Here is an 18,072-nt window from a genome sequence, read left to right on the forward strand (position 1 = left end):
GGAGGATAAATTGAATGAAAAAAAAAATTATTTTGCTAATAGCAATTATTCTTATAACAACATCTTGTAGCAACAAGGAAATAACAGAAAATAAAACGATTAAAATTATGTATAGTTCTTATGTTGATTTTAAACGAGACTATGGGAGTGTAATTGATGAGCAATTTAGCAATACCAACATCGAAGTAATAGAATACAAGAGTATCATGGGAGAAGGAATTTGGGATGCTATGAAATATGTTCCCGCTGGAGACCGTGATTGGGATATCAAAAAATACATAGACATTATTAAAACGGAGAATCCAGATATTTTGTTTTTTCCGTCCGAGGCTTTTCCAGAGTTGCAAAATGAGAATTTGTTGAAGGAACTCAACGTCTTTCTTACTGAGGAAGAATTCACTGCAGGAATAGATGACAATTTACTCGCACTACTTAACGAAATCGGAGGCGGGAAAATATATGCTTTTCCTCAATCCATGACGGCACAGGCTTTATTTTATAACAAGGATTTATTTGAAAAAAATGGGATAGCTGAACCGTCAGACAGAATGACCTGGCGTGAGTTATTGTTATTGGCCCAGCGTTTCTCTGGTAACTCTGACCTCAAAGGTCTTTATACTCCCTATTATGATTATGCAGATCTTTTAATCGAAATGGGCAAGGCAGATAAACTTAGGTGGTATGATGCTTCACGGCAAGAAGTTCATTTTGGAACGGATTCTTGGAAAGGCTTGATTGCTGATGTAGTCGCTGCATATTCTAGCGGGGGAATGGATGACAACGGAGGTATCCCAATTGACTTATTCAGTCAAGGAAAAGTCGCGATGATTTTAGAAACACCTTATTTTATGAAGCAAATCCAGAGTATGAATCCGGAGTTGAATTGGGGTGTTGTAACCGAACCCGTGGGTACGGAGAATTCAGATGTCAGTACCACCATAACATATCCAATCATGAGCGGAATAAGCACCAACTCTCAAGACTATGCTACATCTTCTGAAGTTTGGAAGCAACTGAACAATAAAAGAACTGCAGAAATGCGCTTTAATTCAAGCATTGATAAATTCACCACTCCTATAAGAAAACTGAAGCCAGGAACAGATCAAGATGTCTTTTATGTGTTGAATCCAGCAGTCAATATGCTCATGGAAAGAGTGTCTTTAAATAGGGAATTAAAGCAAAAGACAGATCAGGTTATGAACGACGGCATACAAAGTGCAATTGTAAACCCAGATTCTCTGAATTCGATTATTGATAAAATGCAGGAGGAATTAAGACATGTACTATATACAACAGAATAAAAGTAATATATTTGCTGTGTTATGGATGGGACTAATGCTCAGCATGCTGACGGGTTGTGATTTACTTGGTGAGTCTGTCGATGAAAAAAGTGAACCCGTAATGAATAAGGAACTCACTGTCCTGACTCCTCAGAGCGAGGAGGCATTTTATCAATACTACGGAAATCATATCATGAGTAAGTTTCCGGGTTTAACCTTTAACGTTGTTTCATCTAACAATGATAACTTATATGAAGACGAAAGCTTTTTTGAAAATAGTCATCCCGACCTTATTATTTCTTATCTGCCAACGTTCCGAGATTTACGTGATTCGGATCGTATAGAGAGCATGAGTCCTTATGTGCAAGATTCCAAGAATATAAAAATTGATGATTATTACGATCAAATGAAGGAGGTATTCTCTAACGAATCAGGAGATCTTATGGGTCTTTCTCCTCAAGTTGTCGTTTCAAGTATTTTTTACAACAAGGATTTATTTGATTCTGTACAAATAGACTATCCAACAGACCAAATGAGTTGGGAAGAGCTTTTGTCCCTTTCCAACCGATTTGCAGATGATGACAGATTCGGATTTGAAGGCGGAGAGGCCACTCCTCAACATATGATTATGACAATTATTGGAACGAATAAAATTCGGTTACTGGACGATCAAAAAAAAGAACTTATCTTTAATAAGAAGGATTGGCTACCGATGATTGAGCTGGTGATTAATTTGGTGAAGCAAGGGAGTTTAATTGAGAGTACTGGAGAAAAATTTTTAGAAGGTGAATCAGCTATGTTATCTTCCAATATCAGTACTATTTCAAAACTACAACAAAAAGGTGATTTTTCATGGGGGCTTATAAGTTATCCGAGTGATCCGCTGAATACTGATATGAGCTCAGGTTTGCAATTTAATCAGGTGCTTTCCATAAACAAAGAATCAGCAAACAAAGAAGATGTATGGAAGATTATCAGTTACTTAATGAGTGAGGATTCTGTAGAGCATCTTCAATCGCAAGATTTCATAGGGAACACATCAACCCTGAAATCTAGGATAGGAAGTTATGGCGGGATTGATATCAACAATTTAATAAATAAAAGAGTGGATACAAGAAGAGGCTATTACGATGACCTCTCCCAGGAATTCCAAGGGAAATTTGGTGAAATGCTGAAATCAGTTTTAGAATCCGGTGTGGCTGATGCAAAAAGTGCAGATCAGGTTTATGAAGAAATCGTTACTCAGGGGAGTAATATTTATCGTGAGGAGAGGTTAAAGAATGAGTGATCACAGAAGGTTCCTGAAAAGTTCAACTACCTCTTATGAAGTTGGAGATTACGTCCCTAAGCAAATTCAGCTTTTTCAGAATCAAGTTCCAGTGGACTTGTCTTGGATTTATAAATCCCGTCAGGGTAGTGCTCTCTTTTTTTTAAGTGGAGGCTGCGAAGCTTGTGATATTAACCCTATAAAAAAAACGATAGAGAATTATCCTGATTTTGACTATGCAATTTTTTATGAGGGTCCAACACGGGCAGACGAAGAATATTTTAATGAAAAAAATGTTCGATATTACTACTGTGATTTAGCCAAAATAGAAAAAGAACTCTTTGTGAAAGTTGCTCCCTTTCAACTCGTAGTAAACAAGGTTGGACAGGTTGTCACTGCCGGTGTCTGCAATCACGAAGAGCATATTGGAAATCTCTTGTCACCGCTCATGCGGGTATTAACCAACAATAAATTATGAAATCATTTTGGGAAATTACAATTGTAACACTTAAGGCCTTCATGAAGCTGATTCGTTTTGATCCCGTTTCTTCCATAATAATTATAGCCATTATTTTATATGGAGCTTTCGAATCATATTTAAGCATATTGATTTCAAAACAAGTAGTGGATCAAATATTTGAAAAAAACAACTCTTATTTCGTTGTTAACATTCTCATTCTGTTAGGAATACAGTTATTAAATCTATATTTACAAGCAATATCCTCTTCTAGAAATAGTAAGCTACAGATAGAATACAGTAATCATACTGATGAGACGTTAATTCATAAAATATCTAAGATGGACTTAACCAGCAAGGAAAACCCAGCATTTAATGCAAATTTTTCTTTTCTAAGATTTGCATCAGGCAGAACATATGAAATGTTCCTTCTTTGCAACCAACTCTTGCTAAGAATTATTACCTTAGTGTTAGGCTTGCACTTTCTTGGATCTACGTTAACTATATTTGCTGTAATCGCGGTAAGTGTTGGTGTAATTAAAGGGTTGCTTTACTACAAAAGTGTGAATAAAAGAACTACATTAAACGAAAAAATAGAGTCTGGTTCAGTAAAGTATCAATATTATTTTAATTTGATTACGGGTGCAGAAGCCCAGAAAGAAATCTCTGCATATAATAGTTACTCCTTTTTGAAAACGAAGTGGAAAGAAGAAAAGGAGTATATAGATAAACAAAAGGTATCGCTGGAAAAGTTAAATGTTACTACAAATCTGCGCAGCGAGATGGTTACTGTGGTTAGCACAGCATTGATTATGTTTATGGTCGCCTCACAAATTAGAAACAGTACAATGACTATTGGTGACTACGTAGCCGTAACGATGGCAGTGTCCGTTACGATCATGAATATCTCCCTGTTAATGCAAGATGCTTCTCGTTTGATCGAGAATTATCGTTATATGAATCGTGCAGAAGAGGTGAGTAAGGAACAAGCCAAAGCAGAACTAATTTCTGATGAGAATAATGAAGGTAAACCCTTTGTTTTTCAGGACAGCATATCTGTAAGGAATATCTCATTTTGTTATCCAAATAGCACCATGAATGCAGTAGATAATCTTAGTATTGAGATAAAAAGAGGCGAAACAATAGCCATTCTTGGAGAGAACGGTTCTGGTAAGTCAACATTTATTAAACTGCTGTTGGGATTATATGAAGCTAATCGGCAACAAGTTTTCTACGATGGTATTCCAATTAGTGAATTGGATATGGATGATTACAGGCAACGCACGGTTGTTGTATTTCAGGATTTTATGAAGTATCACATGACATTAAGAGAAAACGCTGGAATGGGTGATATTCAAAATATGAATAATAACGACCAAAAGATGATAGCAATTTTTAAGAGATTAGGTATTTACGACAAATTCACAAACGGGCTGGATACTAAACTAGGTTACATGGATTCAGATGCAATTAATCTATCAGGTGGTCAGTGGCAACGAGTAGCCCTATCTAGGTTTTATGCAAAAGAAAATGCCGATCTCATTATTTTTGATGAACCAACAGCATCATTGGACCCAATGACAGAATATTTAATATTCAAAGATATTCTAGAACTTTGTAAATCAACTACCTCCATTATTATATCTCACAGAGTGGGGATAGCCAAACACGCCGACAAAATTGTGCTTATGGAGAAGGGAAAAGTCACCGAGTTCGGAACTCATGAGGAGTTAATGCTGCTGAAGAAATCATATTACATGATGTGGAAAACACAAAAAGAATGGTATGAAGATGAGGTGCAACCAAATTATGCGGTCTGATACTCATAAAAAACTTAGGGATCATTTGCAGGATAAAAATTTTTTTAACTGGGATGGATCAGAGTTTAAAATTGCTCCACAAAAGTTAACTGCATATTTTTTTATAACCCTTCATTGTGTTTACTGTATAGATCTGATTCCTTGCCTCAACGAAATTAAAGAAAAATATCCTACTGTCGATATCGTTTTACTCTCTTCGGGTTCACAAGAAGATCACAAGGAAATGGTTGATTATTTTCAGTGGACCTTCCCAGTAGTAGAGATGGAGAAGTTGGAAATGTATAAATATTTTGATGTTACAATGCAGCCTTACATGATAATCGCCGATGCAAACAGAACGATCCACTCTTCTACTGTAGTCTACAACACTGAAGATGTTTTTAGATTTATAGATCCATTACCTAGCATATAAAATATGTGTCTCATGAAAGGAGGTGAAAAACAATGGCATGTGGATGTTCTAGCGGAACGGATGCGGGTCTGGTTGACCTGCAAACCTATTGTACTACAGGAAGTTGTCAATCTGGTTCTACCATCTATACCAAAACATTGTATGCAGACAAGAAACAATTCTGTAAACAAAGCAATGGTATAATTACGGAAACAATTTGCACTATTAGAGCGGGCTGCTGCAATTAATCTGAGATTTTTAAAAGAGGGGGATGTACATTCACCCTCTTTTTTGCTAGGAGGAATTAATTTGTGGGTTAATATGCTTATTTGTGACAAGATACATATAAATAATAATAAATTTGTTCTGGGGGGGATTATAAACAGGATTGAGGTTCCTACTTATCCATTTATCATCAAATTCTCATGTCTCATAAAGATCGCAGGTCTCCCTGAGTTGAATACTGTGCAGACCGAGCTAAGAATTATCAATTCCGCTCACGAGATTTTAGGAACCACTATGCATATACACAGGAATTATAGGGAACGAAACATGGTTCCAGGTGTAGACCAATATTTTGATTTTAAAATTTTAATGGAGAAAGATGATAATATTTTTATTGAATGTATTGTGGATGGTGAACTGAAATCAAGTTACCCCATTAATATCGATCTCGCTGATATTTCTTGTTAAGAAGGGGGAATCTTACAATGTTTAGATTTATCCTAGATGTCATACTTTCTTTTATTTTCTTTTCCTCTTTTGTAGCCAAGGTCATATCTTTCGGGAATTTTAAATATGAAGTACGCGGCTACAAGATATTGAAATTAAGCAATTTTCGACTATTACCCATTCTGATTTTGAGTGCGGAGTTCGCACTCTCTATTCTTTTTTTATTACCAATTAAAATAGAAGTTTTTAAAGAGTGCCTTGGGATTTCTTTTTTAATTGTTCTTACCATACTGACTATCAGAAAAGATGGCTTTTCAAAGGAATGTTCCTGTTATGGAAAGAATCATCTACTCAGTAGTTTTCCAATACAGAGGAATATAATTTTTATCTTGATTGTTACTTTAAGTTCTTTTATTCACAAAGCTTATGTGGTTGATTGGTTCCGTTCTTTTCTAGTTTTTGCTATTGTTCTGTTGATAACATTAGTGTTAGAAAACATACGTCAATTTCAAGAAGTTAGAAAGGAGGGGTAGTACAGTGTTGATTTTTCTTATAGTAATTTTATTGTGCGCGATCAATTATTATATGATTTTGATCAGTAGACACAAAAAGTATTCTTTTTTTAAAAAGAGTTTTGAGCAAGTAGAGAACAGCGTGTTTGATCAAAAATTAAATTGTTTACTATTCCTAAATACAGCAGACCTTATTAAGATTGAAGACCACATTGCTTCGTTGCCTTCAGACTGGGTGATTATCTTTAATGGCCCCGAATGGTTGTATAAGGTTAAGTTGAAGAAATGGAGTGTAAGAGTTTTGCATGCTCCAGTAATCCAGGTTCCGTCCTTAAGACTCATGAAGGATTCTTTTATTGTGATTCGTGAACCTTCAATGAAAAAAGACAGATATACTATCATATACGAGTTGAGAGAATATATTGATTTTCAATTATTAGGTGAACAGTCAAGTATAATTTCTGTTGCAAGGTAATGATTATCTCTACAGAAAATATGCAATAAACTGATCGTCAAGCAACCGATCCCTCGCAAACTCGATATGTAGGCGAATGAAGAAATACATATCTACATATTGTAGTTATAGTGACTTTTAAAGGGTTAATGCAACAAGCATGATTTATGAAAGAATATCTTTGCAAACAAGCAATTAATTTTGCAAAGGAATATAATATGAATTTTTTGGCAATGTATCCTAAAATGTTATACAAAGAGGGGGTGCATGCTGTGAGTGAACCGGTACAGATCACAGATAAAATCGAACGGAACAGGCAAGAGTTGAGTCGTTTGGCGGAGAATCATGGCATGCAAGACAACAAAGTCCTTCGACAGTCCATGGTACTGGACGAGCTTATTAATGAATATAATCGATTCAAATATAAAAGCCATCTTAGGAACAGACAACCGATTGCATAGTGCAGTCGGTTTTTTTGTCTAATTCAACCGATTGTTTTGCTAGATTAATTCAGCGGATTTGTTCTTATAGAAATAGCGTAGTCGACTGTAGCGATACAGTCGGCTTTTTTGCGTTCACCCTGAAACCAATGCGGGTAACTTGAGATTCCGTACCAATTCCAGGATTGGCAGGATAGCGAATGGTCATTAAAACTGGATATGATGACCCCAGTTATATCCAGATTGATCTGTGAAGGGGGCTCATACAATGATCGGGAGAGGGAGGGATGAACGGAAATGATGGACAAGGTACGCATTTTTTTCAGAAAAAACGTAAACCTGCGCACCAAGTTACTCCTGTTGTTCCTGGCGCTGACGTTGCTGCCGCTAAGCTTGCAGGGAGTGATGAACTACAAGCATTTCTCGCAGACGATGGATCGCAAGACCGAGCAGTTCACCATTGATATGGTTCGTCAGATAAACGCCAATCTGAATCGGCTGCTGAAGGACTTTGAGCGATTGTCGCTCTTGCCGCTTTATGATCAGATGGTGCTTGGCATTCTAGGCAAATATAACGCTTCAATGGGGTCGGGTACATGGGCGAGGTCTGAGGATTATCTGAAAATGAAGCCCTACACATCGGGTCAAGCTTATGACCGACCCGAGATTCGGGGGATTCACCTGATCAGCAACAGCGGCATTCTGTTCTCCAATCTCGATTCGCTGGCGGTCAAGCCAGTATGGGACAGCAGGCAGGATGACTGGTTTGCAGAGCTTGAAGACTCGGAAGGGGCATGGTGCCTGCTTCCTCCGCATGAACCCGGCTATTACACGGGCGGTCAGCAAGAATCGTATATATCGGTGGGCAGAGTGCTTCGAGATCCGGGTACGCTCCAGCGATTGGGTTACATTCTGATTGACATCCGTCTGGAGGCCTTTGGCCAACTGTTATCCAATCTGAATTATGAGCAAGATGCAAGCCTGATGATTGTAGATAGCAAACAGCGTCTTCTGTTCGAACGGACCTCAACCGGAGGAATGTCTGCGTACGACCAGTTGCTAATGCAGGGACAGCTTCAAAGCTATGCAGGAAACCAAAAAGTTGTTCTGGATGGGCAGCCCTATCTCTACGTACAACACCATTCCAGTTATTCCGGGCTTTCGGTGATTAGTCTTACACCTATTGCCGTGATTCAAAAGGAGTCGGGTGAGATGCTCACCTTCACAATATGGTTCGCAGTGTTATGTATGGCGGGTATAGCGATTCTGGCGGTTCTGTTATCTTATCGTATCACCCGGCCACTGATTCGACTGAAGCACCACATGATTCGGGTGGAGCAGGGAGATTTCAGCCAGCGGGTAGCACACTTCAGCAGTGATGAATTCGGACAGATTAGCCGGGGCTTTAACCGAATGATGGAAGAGATTCATCGACTGTTCAATGAGGTGTTCCTGCTGGGCATTCAAGAGCGGGAGGCAGAGTTGTCAGCTTTGCAAAGCCAGATGAATCCCCATTTTATATACAACACGCTGGAGTCCATTAACATGATGGCCATTCGCCAGAAGCATGCTGAGGTATCGGACATGGTGACGGCGCTTGGCAAGCTGCTGCGCTATACGATTGATAAGGTGGACCGGATGGTTCCCCTTGGGGAAGAACTGGCTTTTGTACAATCCTATGTACGCATTCAACAGGTACGTTACGATGGCAAGTTAGAGGTCATCTATGACATTGATGAAGCAGTAACGGAATGTTTGATTCCCAAGCTGATGCTGCAACCGCTGGTGGAGAATGCAGTCTACCATGGCATTGAAGGGCAGGAAGATGGGGGAATGATCTGGATATCTGCCTTGAAATTCGACCACGAACTGCTGATTAGCGTGCGAGACAACGGTAAGGGTATGACTCAGGCAAAGATTGACGAGTTAAATGAGTCCATATCGAAACAGCCTTCCAATGAGGCATTACGTTGCCATGCCGGGGACAGTTTGGGGCTTAACAATATCGCTCAGAGGCTTCGCCTCATGTATGGAGAAGGCGGCAGCCTAAGCATTGATGGAAGTCCCGGGCAGGGACTGGTGGTCACGATATCCATTCAACTTCTACCGAAAGGGGAATGAAGCGTATGTACAAAGTATTGCTTGTAGAGGATGAGACGGTCATCCGTCAGGGACTGAGAGAGCTGATCGTACAAGTGTCTTCTCAGTTTCAGGTAACGGGCGAGGCTTCGAGCGGTACCGAGGCGCTGGATTTTCTGAGAAGTGAGGTGCCGGATGTGTTAATCACGGATATCCGCATGCGTGAAATGGACGGATTAACTTTGGTAAGCAAAGCAAGAGACATGTACCCTGAATTGCTAATGCTCATCATTAGCGGCTACGGCGAGTTTGAATATGCACGCAGAGCGATGGAGTTCGGGGTGTTGAACTACCTGTTGAAGCCAATCGAACGCTATGAACTGGCATTATGCATACAAAAGATTCAATTGCTGCTGGATCGCAGATACGGTATTACAACTCTTTCTATCCCTGAGCCATCAGGCAAAGCAGAACACGCTGGCGGAGATACACGGAAGATTATCCGAGATGTGAAGGAGCACATCAAGCAGCATCCCGATGGAGATCTGCGACTTCAGACGATAGCAGATCTCGTTAACTTGAACCCCACTTATTTAAGCCAGTTGTTCAAGAACGAAATAGGCATCAATTATTCCGAATACATCACTGAGGCACGTATGGAGCGGGCCAAGTGGCTGCTGATCAACACGGGTCTCAAAATCTATGATGTGGCACGGTTATCTGGGCATCAGAGCCCCAAACACTTCATGTTGGTGTTCAAGCAGCAGGTGGGATGGACCGCAGGAGAATATCGAGACCGATTCAGTATCTCTTGAAAAACCATACCATTTCTGTATTTGACGTGATTTAAGAGGGGACGATGCTTTCGTTATACTTTGGTTGCACATGTATACCACGACGTCCATAAGGGGGATTTCCATGAAAAAAGCAGGACTGATACTGATGCTTGTACTCATGATGATGGCTTCAATCGCGTGCACAAGCTCCAATTCCAGCAGTGAATCTGGCAGTGCAGGCGGGGAGAATGGAGAGGTGGAGCTGAAGTTCATGATGTGGGGCAATCAGGCGCATATGGATGTATACAACAAGCTGATCGATGACTTCACAAAGAAAAATCCAGGCATCAAAGTAACGATGGAATCCGTACCTTTCGCAGAATACCAGCAAAAAATTTCGGTGCTTGCCGCCGGAGGCTCTCTTCCCGATCTTGCCTGGGTATCGGAGCGAATGGTACCACAATTCAAGTCCAACCACATTCTGGCCGATGTATCCGAGTTCAAGGATGATGCACAGTTTAAGCTGGATGATTATATTCCAAGCACATTAGATTTGTTCCGTGATGGCGATCAACTGCTGGGGCTACCTTTTTCTACACCTCCGGTGGTCATGTTTTACAATAAAACGCTGTTCGACCAAGCCGGCCTGACCGATCCAAACACACTTGCCACCCAAGGACGATGGACATGGGAACAGTTCGAAGAGTCCGCCAAAGCCATTACCAGCAAGGATGCGAGCAACCGAGTCTATGGCGCCAACTTTTTTCGCGACTGGAAGACCTGGGCGGTGCTTTCCTCCTACTCCTGGTCCAATGGAAGCGGTCCATTCGACGAAGGCATGACAACGTTCACCTGGAATGATGCCTATGGTGTACAGACCTTAGAATTACTGGAGCGCATGATGTTTATCGATGAATCACACCCGAAGGCGGGCGAGCAGGTCAGCTTCGATGCGGGTAATGTGGGCATGTTCTTTGATAATTACAGCTATGTTTCAAAAACAAGGGAGATTACGGATTTTGAATGGAGCATCGCTCCTATGCCTTCCGGCTCTCAAGGCAGTGTGCCGATGCTGGGGCAGGCCGGATATGCCATGTTCAACGACAGCAAACATCCAGAGGAAACGAAGAAGCTGTTGAAGTATTTTGCCAGTGAGCAGGGTATTCAGGCCACAGCCACCTACTTTGTACCTCCGCGTACCTCTGTTCTGAACTCAGATGCATTCATTCTTCAGCCGAATAACCCGAGCAAAGAGCATATCGTGCAGGCCGTCATTGATGAAATGCCGAAAGCTCGCTTAATTCCCGGTCATATCCGTTGGCAGGATATCGACAATGCGGTATTGCAAGGATTTGACCGACTGTTTGCCCGTACAGTGACAGCTGAGGATAACCTGAAACAAATGCAGGAAGAGATCGAAAGCGTGTTGCAACCCTAATATTCGATCAAAACCGGAGGTGAGAATGATGGGCAAATTCAAAGAATTACTTGAGCGGAAACCGCTGTCGCTGGTGGTCAGTCTGCCTGAGAATGATATTGCTTTGGCTCGGGCAGCCATGGAAGAGGGTGCTGATGCACTGAAGGTGCATTATAATGTCGGTCATCGCGCCAGCGGGAATCATTTTGGTCCATTGGATATGTATGCCGAGGTATTTCGGGCGATCCGCAGTGAGTTTGGTTGTCCGCTTGGGGTCGTACCTTCTGGCAGTATAGATGGAGCACAAAGGGAGGATGTGGAGCGTCTTGGGGGGCTGGGCTTTGATTTCTATTCCATCTATGCACATCACTTGCCATCTTTCATGTTGGATGACCTGGGGCTGGACCCAACGTTTGCGATCAATGAGGAATATGATGCTTCCCTCGTAACATCAGCAGCGTACTTCGGCTTCACCGCTCTGGAGGCATCCATTGTACCCGGAAAGGAATATGGTACACTGCTGAGCTTCGCGGATGTGCTTAAGTATCGCCGTCTGGTCTTGCAAGCCCAGGTTCCGGTATTAGTTCCTTCCCAGCGAAAGCTGGTACCGGAGGATGTTCGGGTGCTGTGCCATACCGGGGTCAAAGCGATCATGCTTGGGGCGGTCGTGACAGGCAACACGGAGGAACAGTTGCGAAGGGCTGTAAACGGGTTTCGTAATGCGATCGACAGTCTGAACCGTCCAGACTATATAAGTTGAACTAAAGAATATGTACACTTGCGACTCCGATGCCAGAACAACCCCAGCTTCAGGGGAGAAGTCTAATAAAGGGGGGCCTGATTGTGACCCATCCACGCAAGCGAAAAAGAAGGGGGCCGCTCGCCAGAGAGGCCCAGATCGCGGGTTGGCTGTTTGTATCGCCGATGGTGCTTGGGTTTACCCTGCTGCTGCTGTTTCCCATGGGTTTGGCGCTATACATGAGCCTGACCGATTGGCCGCTGCTGGGGGATCATCATTTTATTGGATTGGAGAATTACCGGAATATTATGACAGACGCGATGTTCTGGAAGGTACTCGCCAATACGGTTTATTTCACAGCGGGGCTGGTGCCGCTTAATATTGTGCTCGCCCTGCTGCTCGCGTTGCTGCTATCCAGAAATCTGCGGGGCATCGGAATTTTCCGGACGGCTATCTTTGTTCCGGTCATGACCTCGTTGATCGTGTGGGCCATCGTGTGGAAGCTGATGTATGCGACAGAGTCGGGATTGATTAATCAGCTTCTGTTGATGCTGGGCATTAAGGGTCCGGCCTGGCTTTACAATCAGGATCTGGCGATGCCTGCGGTTATTGTGACAAGTGTGCTGAAAAATGTAGGTCTGAATATGGTGCTGTTCATTGCAGCCATTCAGCAGGTACCGCGTTCACTGTACGAAGCAGCAACATTAGACGGGGCAGGCAAAAGGGGAACCTTCTTTCACGTCACGCTGCCTATGATTACACCAACGGTGTTTTTGACTGTGGTCATGACCGTGATTGGTTCACTCAAAGTATTCGGGCAGATCTATGTGATGACACAGGGCGGGCCGAGTAACAGCACCAAGGTATTGGTTTATTATATCTGGGAAAAAGCATTCAAATTATTTCAGTTTGGCTACGCTTCTGCTCTCGCATATGTACTGTTCTTTATCGTGCTAATTCTGACGCTGCTGCAATGGCAGCTCCGAAAGAGGTGGGTATTCAATGAAGGCGATGCCTAGTCCTTCGGGGCGGAAGATAGGAAGTACTCTGGGGACGTATTTGTTGCTGACCCTGATTTCCCTCATTATGATTGTGCCATTTATCTGGATGATATCGACATCATTCAAGGAACCCCAGAGCATATTCACCTATCCACCGAAGTGGATACCGGAACCATTCCGATTTCAGAACTACATCGATGTCTTTCGATTGATTCCGTTTCACCGTTTTTATTGGAACAGTATCTACATTTCTGCGTTGGTTGTGCTAGGAACAGTATTCTTTGCCTCTCTCGCCGGTTATGCATTCGCCAAAATTCCGTTTAAGGGACGTAATGTGGTATTTCTCATCCTGCTAAGTGCGATGATGATTCCCCATGAGGTGACGGCGATTCCGATGTTTCTATTCATGCGGCAGCTGGGGTGGATTGATACCCATCTTCCGTTGATATTATTGCCGATCTTTGGCGCGGGTGGTGTGTTTGGCATCTTTGTGATGCGGCAGTTCTTCATTACGGTGCCTACCGAGCTGGAGGAAGCGGCGATGATTGACGGTTGCAACCGATTCCGAATATATGCGCGAATTATGCTGCCCATTGCCAAGCCGGGTATGGCTACGCTGACGATCTTCACGTTTGTGACGATCTGGAATGAGTTTTTTGATCCGTTGATCTTCATTAACTCGCGTGATCTAATGACGCTGCCGCTTGGATTATCCCTGTTTACAGATGAAGTGGGTACAGCCTGGCAATATCTGATGAGCGCCACCGTCATGGCAACCTTGCCACTGTTAATTGTCTTTTTCCTAGCACAACGGCGCTTCATTGAGGGCGTTGCCATGACGGGACTGAAAGAGTAAACCGTGCAATACGTGCAATAGAACGGAAGGAGGGACAACATTTGCGTGAACGGATGAGCATGAAAAAGGAAGAAGCAGATGTCGTTATTGTGGGAGGGGGCCCTGCGGGTATAGCGGCAGCCATTGCGGCTGGACGGCAGGGTATACGAACAGTGCTGGTGGAGCGATACGGATTCGTGGGTGGGATGTCAACCGCTGCTATGGTCTATCCCTGGATGACTTTCCATACGGAGCGTGGTGAGCAGGTCATTAAAGGCATTGCGCAGGAGATTGTGGATCGTTTGCAGGCAAGTGGCGGCTCACCGGGGCATCTGCGCGATACGGTTGGATTTGTGCATACCGTCACACCGTACCATCCAGCCATCTTTCAGGTGGTTGCGGCAGAGATGTTGCAGGAGTCTGGTGTCCGGCTGTTACTGCACAGCTTTGTGGACGAAGTGGTTATTCGGGATGATCGGGTGGAAGCGGTACGAGTGACAAACAAGTCTGGACGAAAAGAGTTCCATGCGAATGTATTTGTGGATGCAAGCGGCGATGCGGATCTGGCTTATCTTGCGGGTGCTTCTGTGGCAAAGGGACGAGACGGCGACCATCAGTCACAGCCGATGACCATGAAATTCCGCATGCGTGGTGTCGATCTTGGACGAGTGAAGCAATACATGCTGGAGCATCCGGAGGATTTCTATGTGAAAACCCCCTTTGCTGAACTGGACAGCATCCCGTTAACCGGCGTGAGCGGCTTCTACTCCCAGTGGAAAAAAGCGGGTGTGCCGATTAATCGCGATCAGGTGTTATTTTTTACCGGACCGGCAGAGGATGAAGTGCTGATTAATTGTACCCGGGTGCAGGGGCTCGATGCGACGGATGCCGAGGATCTGACCTCTGCGGAACAGGAAGGCCGGAAGCAGGTGCTGATGATCGCTGAGTTTTTGCAGCGTGATGTGCCTGGATTCGAACGGGCTTCGATCTCGGCAGTAGCGCCGCAGATTGGTATCCGTGAATCCAGGCGAATTATTGGACATTACGCTTTGACCCAGGCTGATGTGGTTGCAGGACGAAAGTTCGACGATGTGATCGCTAGAAGCGGTTACCCGATTGATATTCATGACCCTTCGGGTCAAGGCGTTGTGGCTGCCTTTATAGAGGGAGACGGGGCATATGATATTCCGTATCGCTGTCTGATCTCTCGCAATATCCGCAATCTGCTGGCGGCAGGACGATGCATCTCTACCACACATGAGGCGCATGCAACGACAAGGCTGACTCCAAGTTGTATGGCTACCGGGGAGGCCGCAGGGACAGCTGCTGCACTAACAGTGAAGATGAAGCTTGATCCGGTGGAACTGCCGATATCACTGCTTCAGACGGAATTACGTCGCAACGGAGCGGCAATTGGAAGTGGTTAAGTTAAGCCGCCGAGTGATACGAAAAAGTCCAGGTATGCACGGGAATGTGCTTACCTGGACTTTAGTGTGCTTTCGCGAGCAAAGGGGTTAAGGCTTCATTAATTCATCCGTGCCTCAAGTCGCCTTGCGACAATGGACAGCGCGTAGTTGATGACAAAATACAATACGGCTGCGAGGAGCAGGGCCGGGATGATGTAATCGAAACTTTGACCGCCAAGGATCTGCACGTTGTGCATTAGTTCCGGCAGGGAGATGATGATCGCCAGTGAAGTATCCTTCAGCAGTGAGATGAACTGACTGACCATCGGCGGGGACATGCGGCGTAGTGCCTGTGGCATGATGATGCCACCGAGGGTCTGCATGTAGCTCAGGCCAGAGGAACGGGCCGCTTCCACCTGACCGCGCTCAACGGACTTCAGACCGCTACGGACGATCTCGGCGATCATCGCGCCTTCGAACAGACTCAGTCCAACGACCGTGGACCAGAAGACGGACATTTTGATCCCGAGCTGTGGAAGTACGATGTGGATGAAGAAAATGATGAGCAGCAGTGGCAGATTCCGGATTGTATCCACGATCACTGCCACAATCTGTGACAGAATAGGGATGCGGGTATACCGCACCGTACCCAACACAGTTCCGAGCACGAAGCTGAATACAATGGATAGCCCTGCTACCTGCAGGGTGATCAGGAATCCTTGAAGCAGGAAACGAAGGTTGGGCCACGCATAGGCCCCGCTAAAGTCCATATTTTATTAGCCTCCTTCTGTGTGCAGGAATGGAATATCGAAGATCAATAGATGGAGCATGGACTGTAGGTACAGGCCAATCTGTTACATGGTGACCTGACCCGCCGGTTTGTTCTTCTTCGGCTTACCCTTGGTACGCGCCTCTGCATCGCTCTGTCCGAACCTGCGCTCCATATAATGCACCAGGAAGCTGAGTGGTAGCGTCAGCACCAGATAGAACAGCGCGACAATGGTGTACACACTTAGCGGCTGGAACGTATCCGAGTTGACCAAGTCGGCAAAATACATAAGATCCATCCCGGCAACGACGGCGAGAATGGATGAGTTTTTGACCAGGTTGATAAACTGGTTGCCAATGGATGGCAATACAATCTTGATGGCCTGGGGCAGAATGATCAGGTTCATGGCCTGTACATAGGACAAGCCTGAAGACCTTGCTGCTTCCAGCTGTCCCCGCGGCACAGTCTGAATGCCTGCTCGGATCGCTTCGGCAATGAAAGCGGCGGTGTAGATGGTCAGACCCAGAGTACCAGAGACAAATCCATCCAGAGAAATGCCGAGTGCAGGCAGTCCGAGATAGAAGAAAAACACAACCAGCAGCAGAGGGATGTTTCGGATAAATTCCACAAAAGCCGTACCGATCCAGTTCAGTGGTTTCACAGGGGATATCCGAAAGATGGCCAGGATTGCGCCAAGGATAAAGCTGCCGACCAGAGCTATAATGCTCACTTGAATGGTATTCAGGAATCCTTCCAGAAAACGATCCGAGTGTCGCATCAGTACGCTAAAATCCAATGTGCCCATATAGGCGAAGCCTCCGTTCTCCAGATGTAGAAACGGCGATTACGTCTGCTCATGCATCGCATCCAGCAGACGAATTCGCCGCTTACCCATCTTAATTCGGGTTACTCGGGCTTGGAGCCCAGCCATTTCTCATGTAATGTGTCATATTCCCCGCTGTCCTTCATGCTTTTGAGCAGCGTGTTGACTTCTTCCACGAAGGCGGTGTCGCCTTTGCGAATGGCCATACCATAAGGTTCGCTTGTGAAATTGCCACCAACCAATTGGAAGTTATTATCCGTCTGTTGCATGCCGATGAGGATGATGTTATCCGTGGTCAGCGCTTCACCTTTACCGGCTTTGAGAGCGGTGAACGCATCCTGATAGTTATCGAATTCAAGCACCTCGGCATCCGGGGCTTTCTCGCGAATGTTCTGAGCGGATGTGGAGCCTTTCACCGCGAGCACTTTCACCCCGCTAAGGCTTTCCAGGCCGGTAATTGCACTGTCGTTTTTCACCAGCAGGGATTGGCCTGCCTCGAAGTAAACATCACTGAAATCCACCTGTTCCTTACGCTCATCCGTAATCGTCATCGTGGCGATAATGATGTCGATGTCTCCGTTTTGCAGCATGGGAATGCGCGTCTTGGAAGTGACCTCTTTCAACTCGACTTTCGTTTCATCTCCAAGGATCTGTTTGGCGAGTGCTTTGGCGATATCAATATCGAACCCCTCAACGTTACCACTTGCGGGATCTTTCAATCCGAACAGCTTCGTATCATATTTCACACCGGCAATGAGTTTGCCGCGCTCTTTAATCTGCTCGATTGTTCCTTTGGCTTCAGCATCCCCGCCAGAACCGCCACTGCTGCTACTCTCCTCGCCCGTACTACAACCTGACAATACCAGCGAGAGAATGAGGACAAGTATAAATGATGGCCATTTCAATAATTTCTTCATGAATAAAGACCCCTTTC

19 protein-coding genes are annotated in these 18,072 nt (G+C 44.4%); 16 read left to right on the top strand and 3 right to left on the bottom strand.

All coding sequences use genetic code 11. The annotated features are described in order from the left end of the window. Window positions 1-14 precede the first annotated feature (14 nt). The 16 genes from AC4G47_RS01920 (at window position 15) to AC4G47_RS01995 (ending at window position 15,567) form a co-directional block, all read left to right on the top strand. Window positions 15-1,301, top strand: a complete 1,287-nt coding sequence (locus tag AC4G47_RS01920; RefSeq protein ID WP_491104503.1) for an extracellular solute-binding protein — start codon at window positions 15-17, stop codon at window positions 1,299-1,301. Next, a complete protein-coding gene (locus tag AC4G47_RS01925; RefSeq protein ID WP_491104504.1) occupies window positions 1,279-2,568 on the top strand; it encodes an ABC transporter substrate-binding protein in 1,290 nt (429 codons plus the stop codon). Before AC4G47_RS01920 ends, AC4G47_RS01925 begins: the two co-directional genes overlap by 23 nt. Beyond that, window positions 2,561-3,025, top strand: a complete 465-nt coding sequence (locus tag AC4G47_RS01930; protein ID WP_491104505.1) for a hypothetical protein — start codon at window positions 2,561-2,563, stop codon at window positions 3,023-3,025. Before AC4G47_RS01925 ends, AC4G47_RS01930 begins: the two co-directional genes overlap by 8 nt. Window positions 3,026-3,066: 41 nt before the next feature. After that, window positions 3,067-4,824 (top strand): ABC transporter ATP-binding protein, encoded by a 1,758-nt coding sequence (locus AC4G47_RS01935; protein ID WP_491104506.1) that lies wholly within the window; start codon window positions 3,067-3,069, stop codon window positions 4,822-4,824. After that, complete coding sequence (locus AC4G47_RS01940) at window positions 4,814-5,236, top strand: peroxiredoxin family protein (protein WP_491104508.1); 423 nt, start codon at window positions 4,814-4,816, stop codon at window positions 5,234-5,236. Before AC4G47_RS01935 ends, AC4G47_RS01940 begins: the two co-directional genes overlap by 11 nt. A 288-nt stretch (window positions 5,237-5,524) precedes the next feature. Continuing rightward, window positions 5,525-5,908 (top strand): DUF6941 family protein, encoded by a 384-nt coding sequence (locus tag AC4G47_RS01945; RefSeq protein WP_491104509.1) that lies wholly within the window; start codon window positions 5,525-5,527, stop codon window positions 5,906-5,908. Between the two features lie 17 nt (window positions 5,909-5,925). Further along, complete coding sequence (locus tag AC4G47_RS01950) at window positions 5,926-6,420, top strand: MauE/DoxX family redox-associated membrane protein (protein WP_491104510.1); 495 nt, start codon at window positions 5,926-5,928, stop codon at window positions 6,418-6,420. A 4-nt stretch (window positions 6,421-6,424) separates the two neighbouring features. Then, window positions 6,425-6,874, top strand: coding sequence for a hypothetical protein (locus tag AC4G47_RS01955; RefSeq protein WP_433582605.1), 450 nt, complete (start codon window positions 6,425-6,427; stop codon window positions 6,872-6,874). A gap of 251 nt (window positions 6,875-7,125) precedes the next feature. Continuing rightward, the gene (locus AC4G47_RS01960; RefSeq protein WP_036616818.1) at window positions 7,126-7,314 is read left to right on the top strand and encodes an aspartyl-phosphate phosphatase Spo0E family protein; all 189 of its coding nucleotides are present in this window, start codon (window positions 7,126-7,128) and stop codon (window positions 7,312-7,314) included. A 276-nt stretch (window positions 7,315-7,590) separates the two neighbouring features. Beyond that, window positions 7,591-9,414: a cache domain-containing sensor histidine kinase gene (locus tag AC4G47_RS01965; protein WP_491104512.1), complete on the top strand. Its 1,824-nt coding sequence runs from the start codon at window positions 7,591-7,593 to the stop codon at window positions 9,412-9,414. Between the two features lie 5 nt (window positions 9,415-9,419). Next, window positions 9,420-10,187 carry a response regulator transcription factor gene (locus tag AC4G47_RS01970; protein ID WP_491104513.1) on the top strand — a complete coding sequence of 256 codons (768 nt, stop codon included), beginning with the start codon at window positions 9,420-9,422 and terminating at the stop codon, window positions 10,185-10,187. Between the two features lie 103 nt (window positions 10,188-10,290). After that, a complete protein-coding gene (locus AC4G47_RS01975; RefSeq protein WP_491104514.1) occupies window positions 10,291-11,586 on the top strand; it encodes an ABC transporter substrate-binding protein in 1,296 nt (431 codons plus the stop codon). A gap of 28 nt (window positions 11,587-11,614) precedes the next feature. Next, window positions 11,615-12,325, top strand: coding sequence for a hypothetical protein (locus AC4G47_RS01980; protein ID WP_491104516.1), 711 nt, complete (start codon window positions 11,615-11,617; stop codon window positions 12,323-12,325). Window positions 12,326-12,408: 83 nt separating this feature from the next. Further along, a complete protein-coding gene (locus tag AC4G47_RS01985) occupies window positions 12,409-13,323 on the top strand; it encodes a carbohydrate ABC transporter permease (protein WP_491104518.1) in 915 nt (304 codons plus the stop codon). Beyond that, entirely contained in the window at window positions 13,307-14,161 is an 855-nt protein-coding gene (locus AC4G47_RS01990; RefSeq protein ID WP_491104519.1) for a carbohydrate ABC transporter permease, read from the top strand. Before AC4G47_RS01985 ends, AC4G47_RS01990 begins: the two co-directional genes overlap by 17 nt. Window positions 14,162-14,220: 59 nt before the next feature. After that, window positions 14,221-15,567 carry an FAD-dependent oxidoreductase gene (locus tag AC4G47_RS01995; RefSeq protein WP_491106622.1) on the top strand — a complete coding sequence of 449 codons (1,347 nt, stop codon included), beginning with the start codon at window positions 14,221-14,223 and terminating at the stop codon, window positions 15,565-15,567. 98 nt (window positions 15,568-15,665) lie between these two features. Here AC4G47_RS01995 and AC4G47_RS02000 read toward each other — a convergent pair whose 3' ends face one another. The 3 genes from AC4G47_RS02000 to AC4G47_RS02010 all read right to left on the bottom strand — a co-directional run bounded on the left by AC4G47_RS02000 (window position 15,666) and on the right by AC4G47_RS02010 (window position 18,055). Continuing rightward, window positions 15,666-16,316, bottom strand: a complete 651-nt coding sequence (locus tag AC4G47_RS02000) for an amino acid ABC transporter permease (protein ID WP_458125032.1) — start codon at window positions 16,314-16,316, stop codon at window positions 15,666-15,668. Between the two features lie 84 nt (window positions 16,317-16,400). After that, on the bottom strand, window positions 16,401-17,120 hold the full coding sequence (locus AC4G47_RS02005; RefSeq protein WP_458125033.1) for an amino acid ABC transporter permease: 720 nt from the start codon (window positions 17,118-17,120) through the stop codon (window positions 16,401-16,403). Window positions 17,121-17,221: 101 nt separating this feature from the next. Beyond that, window positions 17,222-18,055 (bottom strand): transporter substrate-binding domain-containing protein, encoded by an 834-nt coding sequence (locus tag AC4G47_RS02010; protein ID WP_491104520.1) that lies wholly within the window; start codon window positions 18,053-18,055, stop codon window positions 17,222-17,224. Between the last annotated feature and the right edge of the window lie 17 nt (window positions 18,056-18,072).

It is taken from the genome of Paenibacillus sp. Negev47, from assembly GCF_058313655.1.

Excerpts from the sequence above, each read along its gene's own strand:
- AC4G47_RS02005 (WP_458125033.1), bottom strand. The coding sequence starts at position 17,120 with ATGGGCACATTGGATTTTAGCGTACTGATGCGACACTCGGATCGTTTT.
- AC4G47_RS01950 (WP_491104510.1), top strand. The coding sequence starts at position 5,926 with ATGTTTAGATTTATCCTAGATGTCATACTTTCTTTTATTTTCTTTTCC.
- AC4G47_RS01990 (WP_491104519.1), top strand. The coding sequence starts at position 13,307 with ATGAAGGCGATGCCTAGTCCTTCGGGGCGGAAGATAGGAAGTACTCTG.
- AC4G47_RS01975 (WP_491104514.1), top strand. The coding sequence starts at position 10,291 with ATGAAAAAAGCAGGACTGATACTGATGCTTGTACTCATGATGATGGCT.
- AC4G47_RS01925 (WP_491104504.1), top strand. The coding sequence starts at position 1,279 with ATGTACTATATACAACAGAATAAAAGTAATATATTTGCTGTGTTATGG.
- AC4G47_RS01995 (WP_491106622.1), top strand. The coding sequence starts at position 14,221 with ATGAAAAAGGAAGAAGCAGATGTCGTTATTGTGGGAGGGGGCCCTGCG.
- AC4G47_RS01930 (WP_491104505.1), top strand. The coding sequence starts at position 2,561 with ATGAGTGATCACAGAAGGTTCCTGAAAAGTTCAACTACCTCTTATGAA.
- AC4G47_RS02000 (WP_458125032.1), bottom strand. The coding sequence starts at position 16,316 with ATGGACTTTAGCGGGGCCTATGCGTGGCCCAACCTTCGTTTCCTGCTT.
- AC4G47_RS01965 (WP_491104512.1), top strand. The coding sequence starts at position 7,591 with ATGATGGACAAGGTACGCATTTTTTTCAGAAAAAACGTAAACCTGCGC.
- AC4G47_RS01920 (WP_491104503.1), top strand. The coding sequence starts at position 15 with ATGAAAAAAAAAATTATTTTGCTAATAGCAATTATTCTTATAACAACA.
- AC4G47_RS01935 (WP_491104506.1), top strand. The coding sequence starts at position 3,067 with ATGAAGCTGATTCGTTTTGATCCCGTTTCTTCCATAATAATTATAGCC.
- AC4G47_RS01970 (WP_491104513.1), top strand. The coding sequence starts at position 9,420 with ATGTACAAAGTATTGCTTGTAGAGGATGAGACGGTCATCCGTCAGGGA.
- AC4G47_RS01940 (WP_491104508.1), top strand. The coding sequence starts at position 4,814 with ATGCGGTCTGATACTCATAAAAAACTTAGGGATCATTTGCAGGATAAA.
- AC4G47_RS02010 (WP_491104520.1), bottom strand. The coding sequence starts at position 18,055 with ATGAAGAAATTATTGAAATGGCCATCATTTATACTTGTCCTCATTCTC.
- AC4G47_RS01980 (WP_491104516.1), top strand. The coding sequence starts at position 11,615 with ATGGGCAAATTCAAAGAATTACTTGAGCGGAAACCGCTGTCGCTGGTG.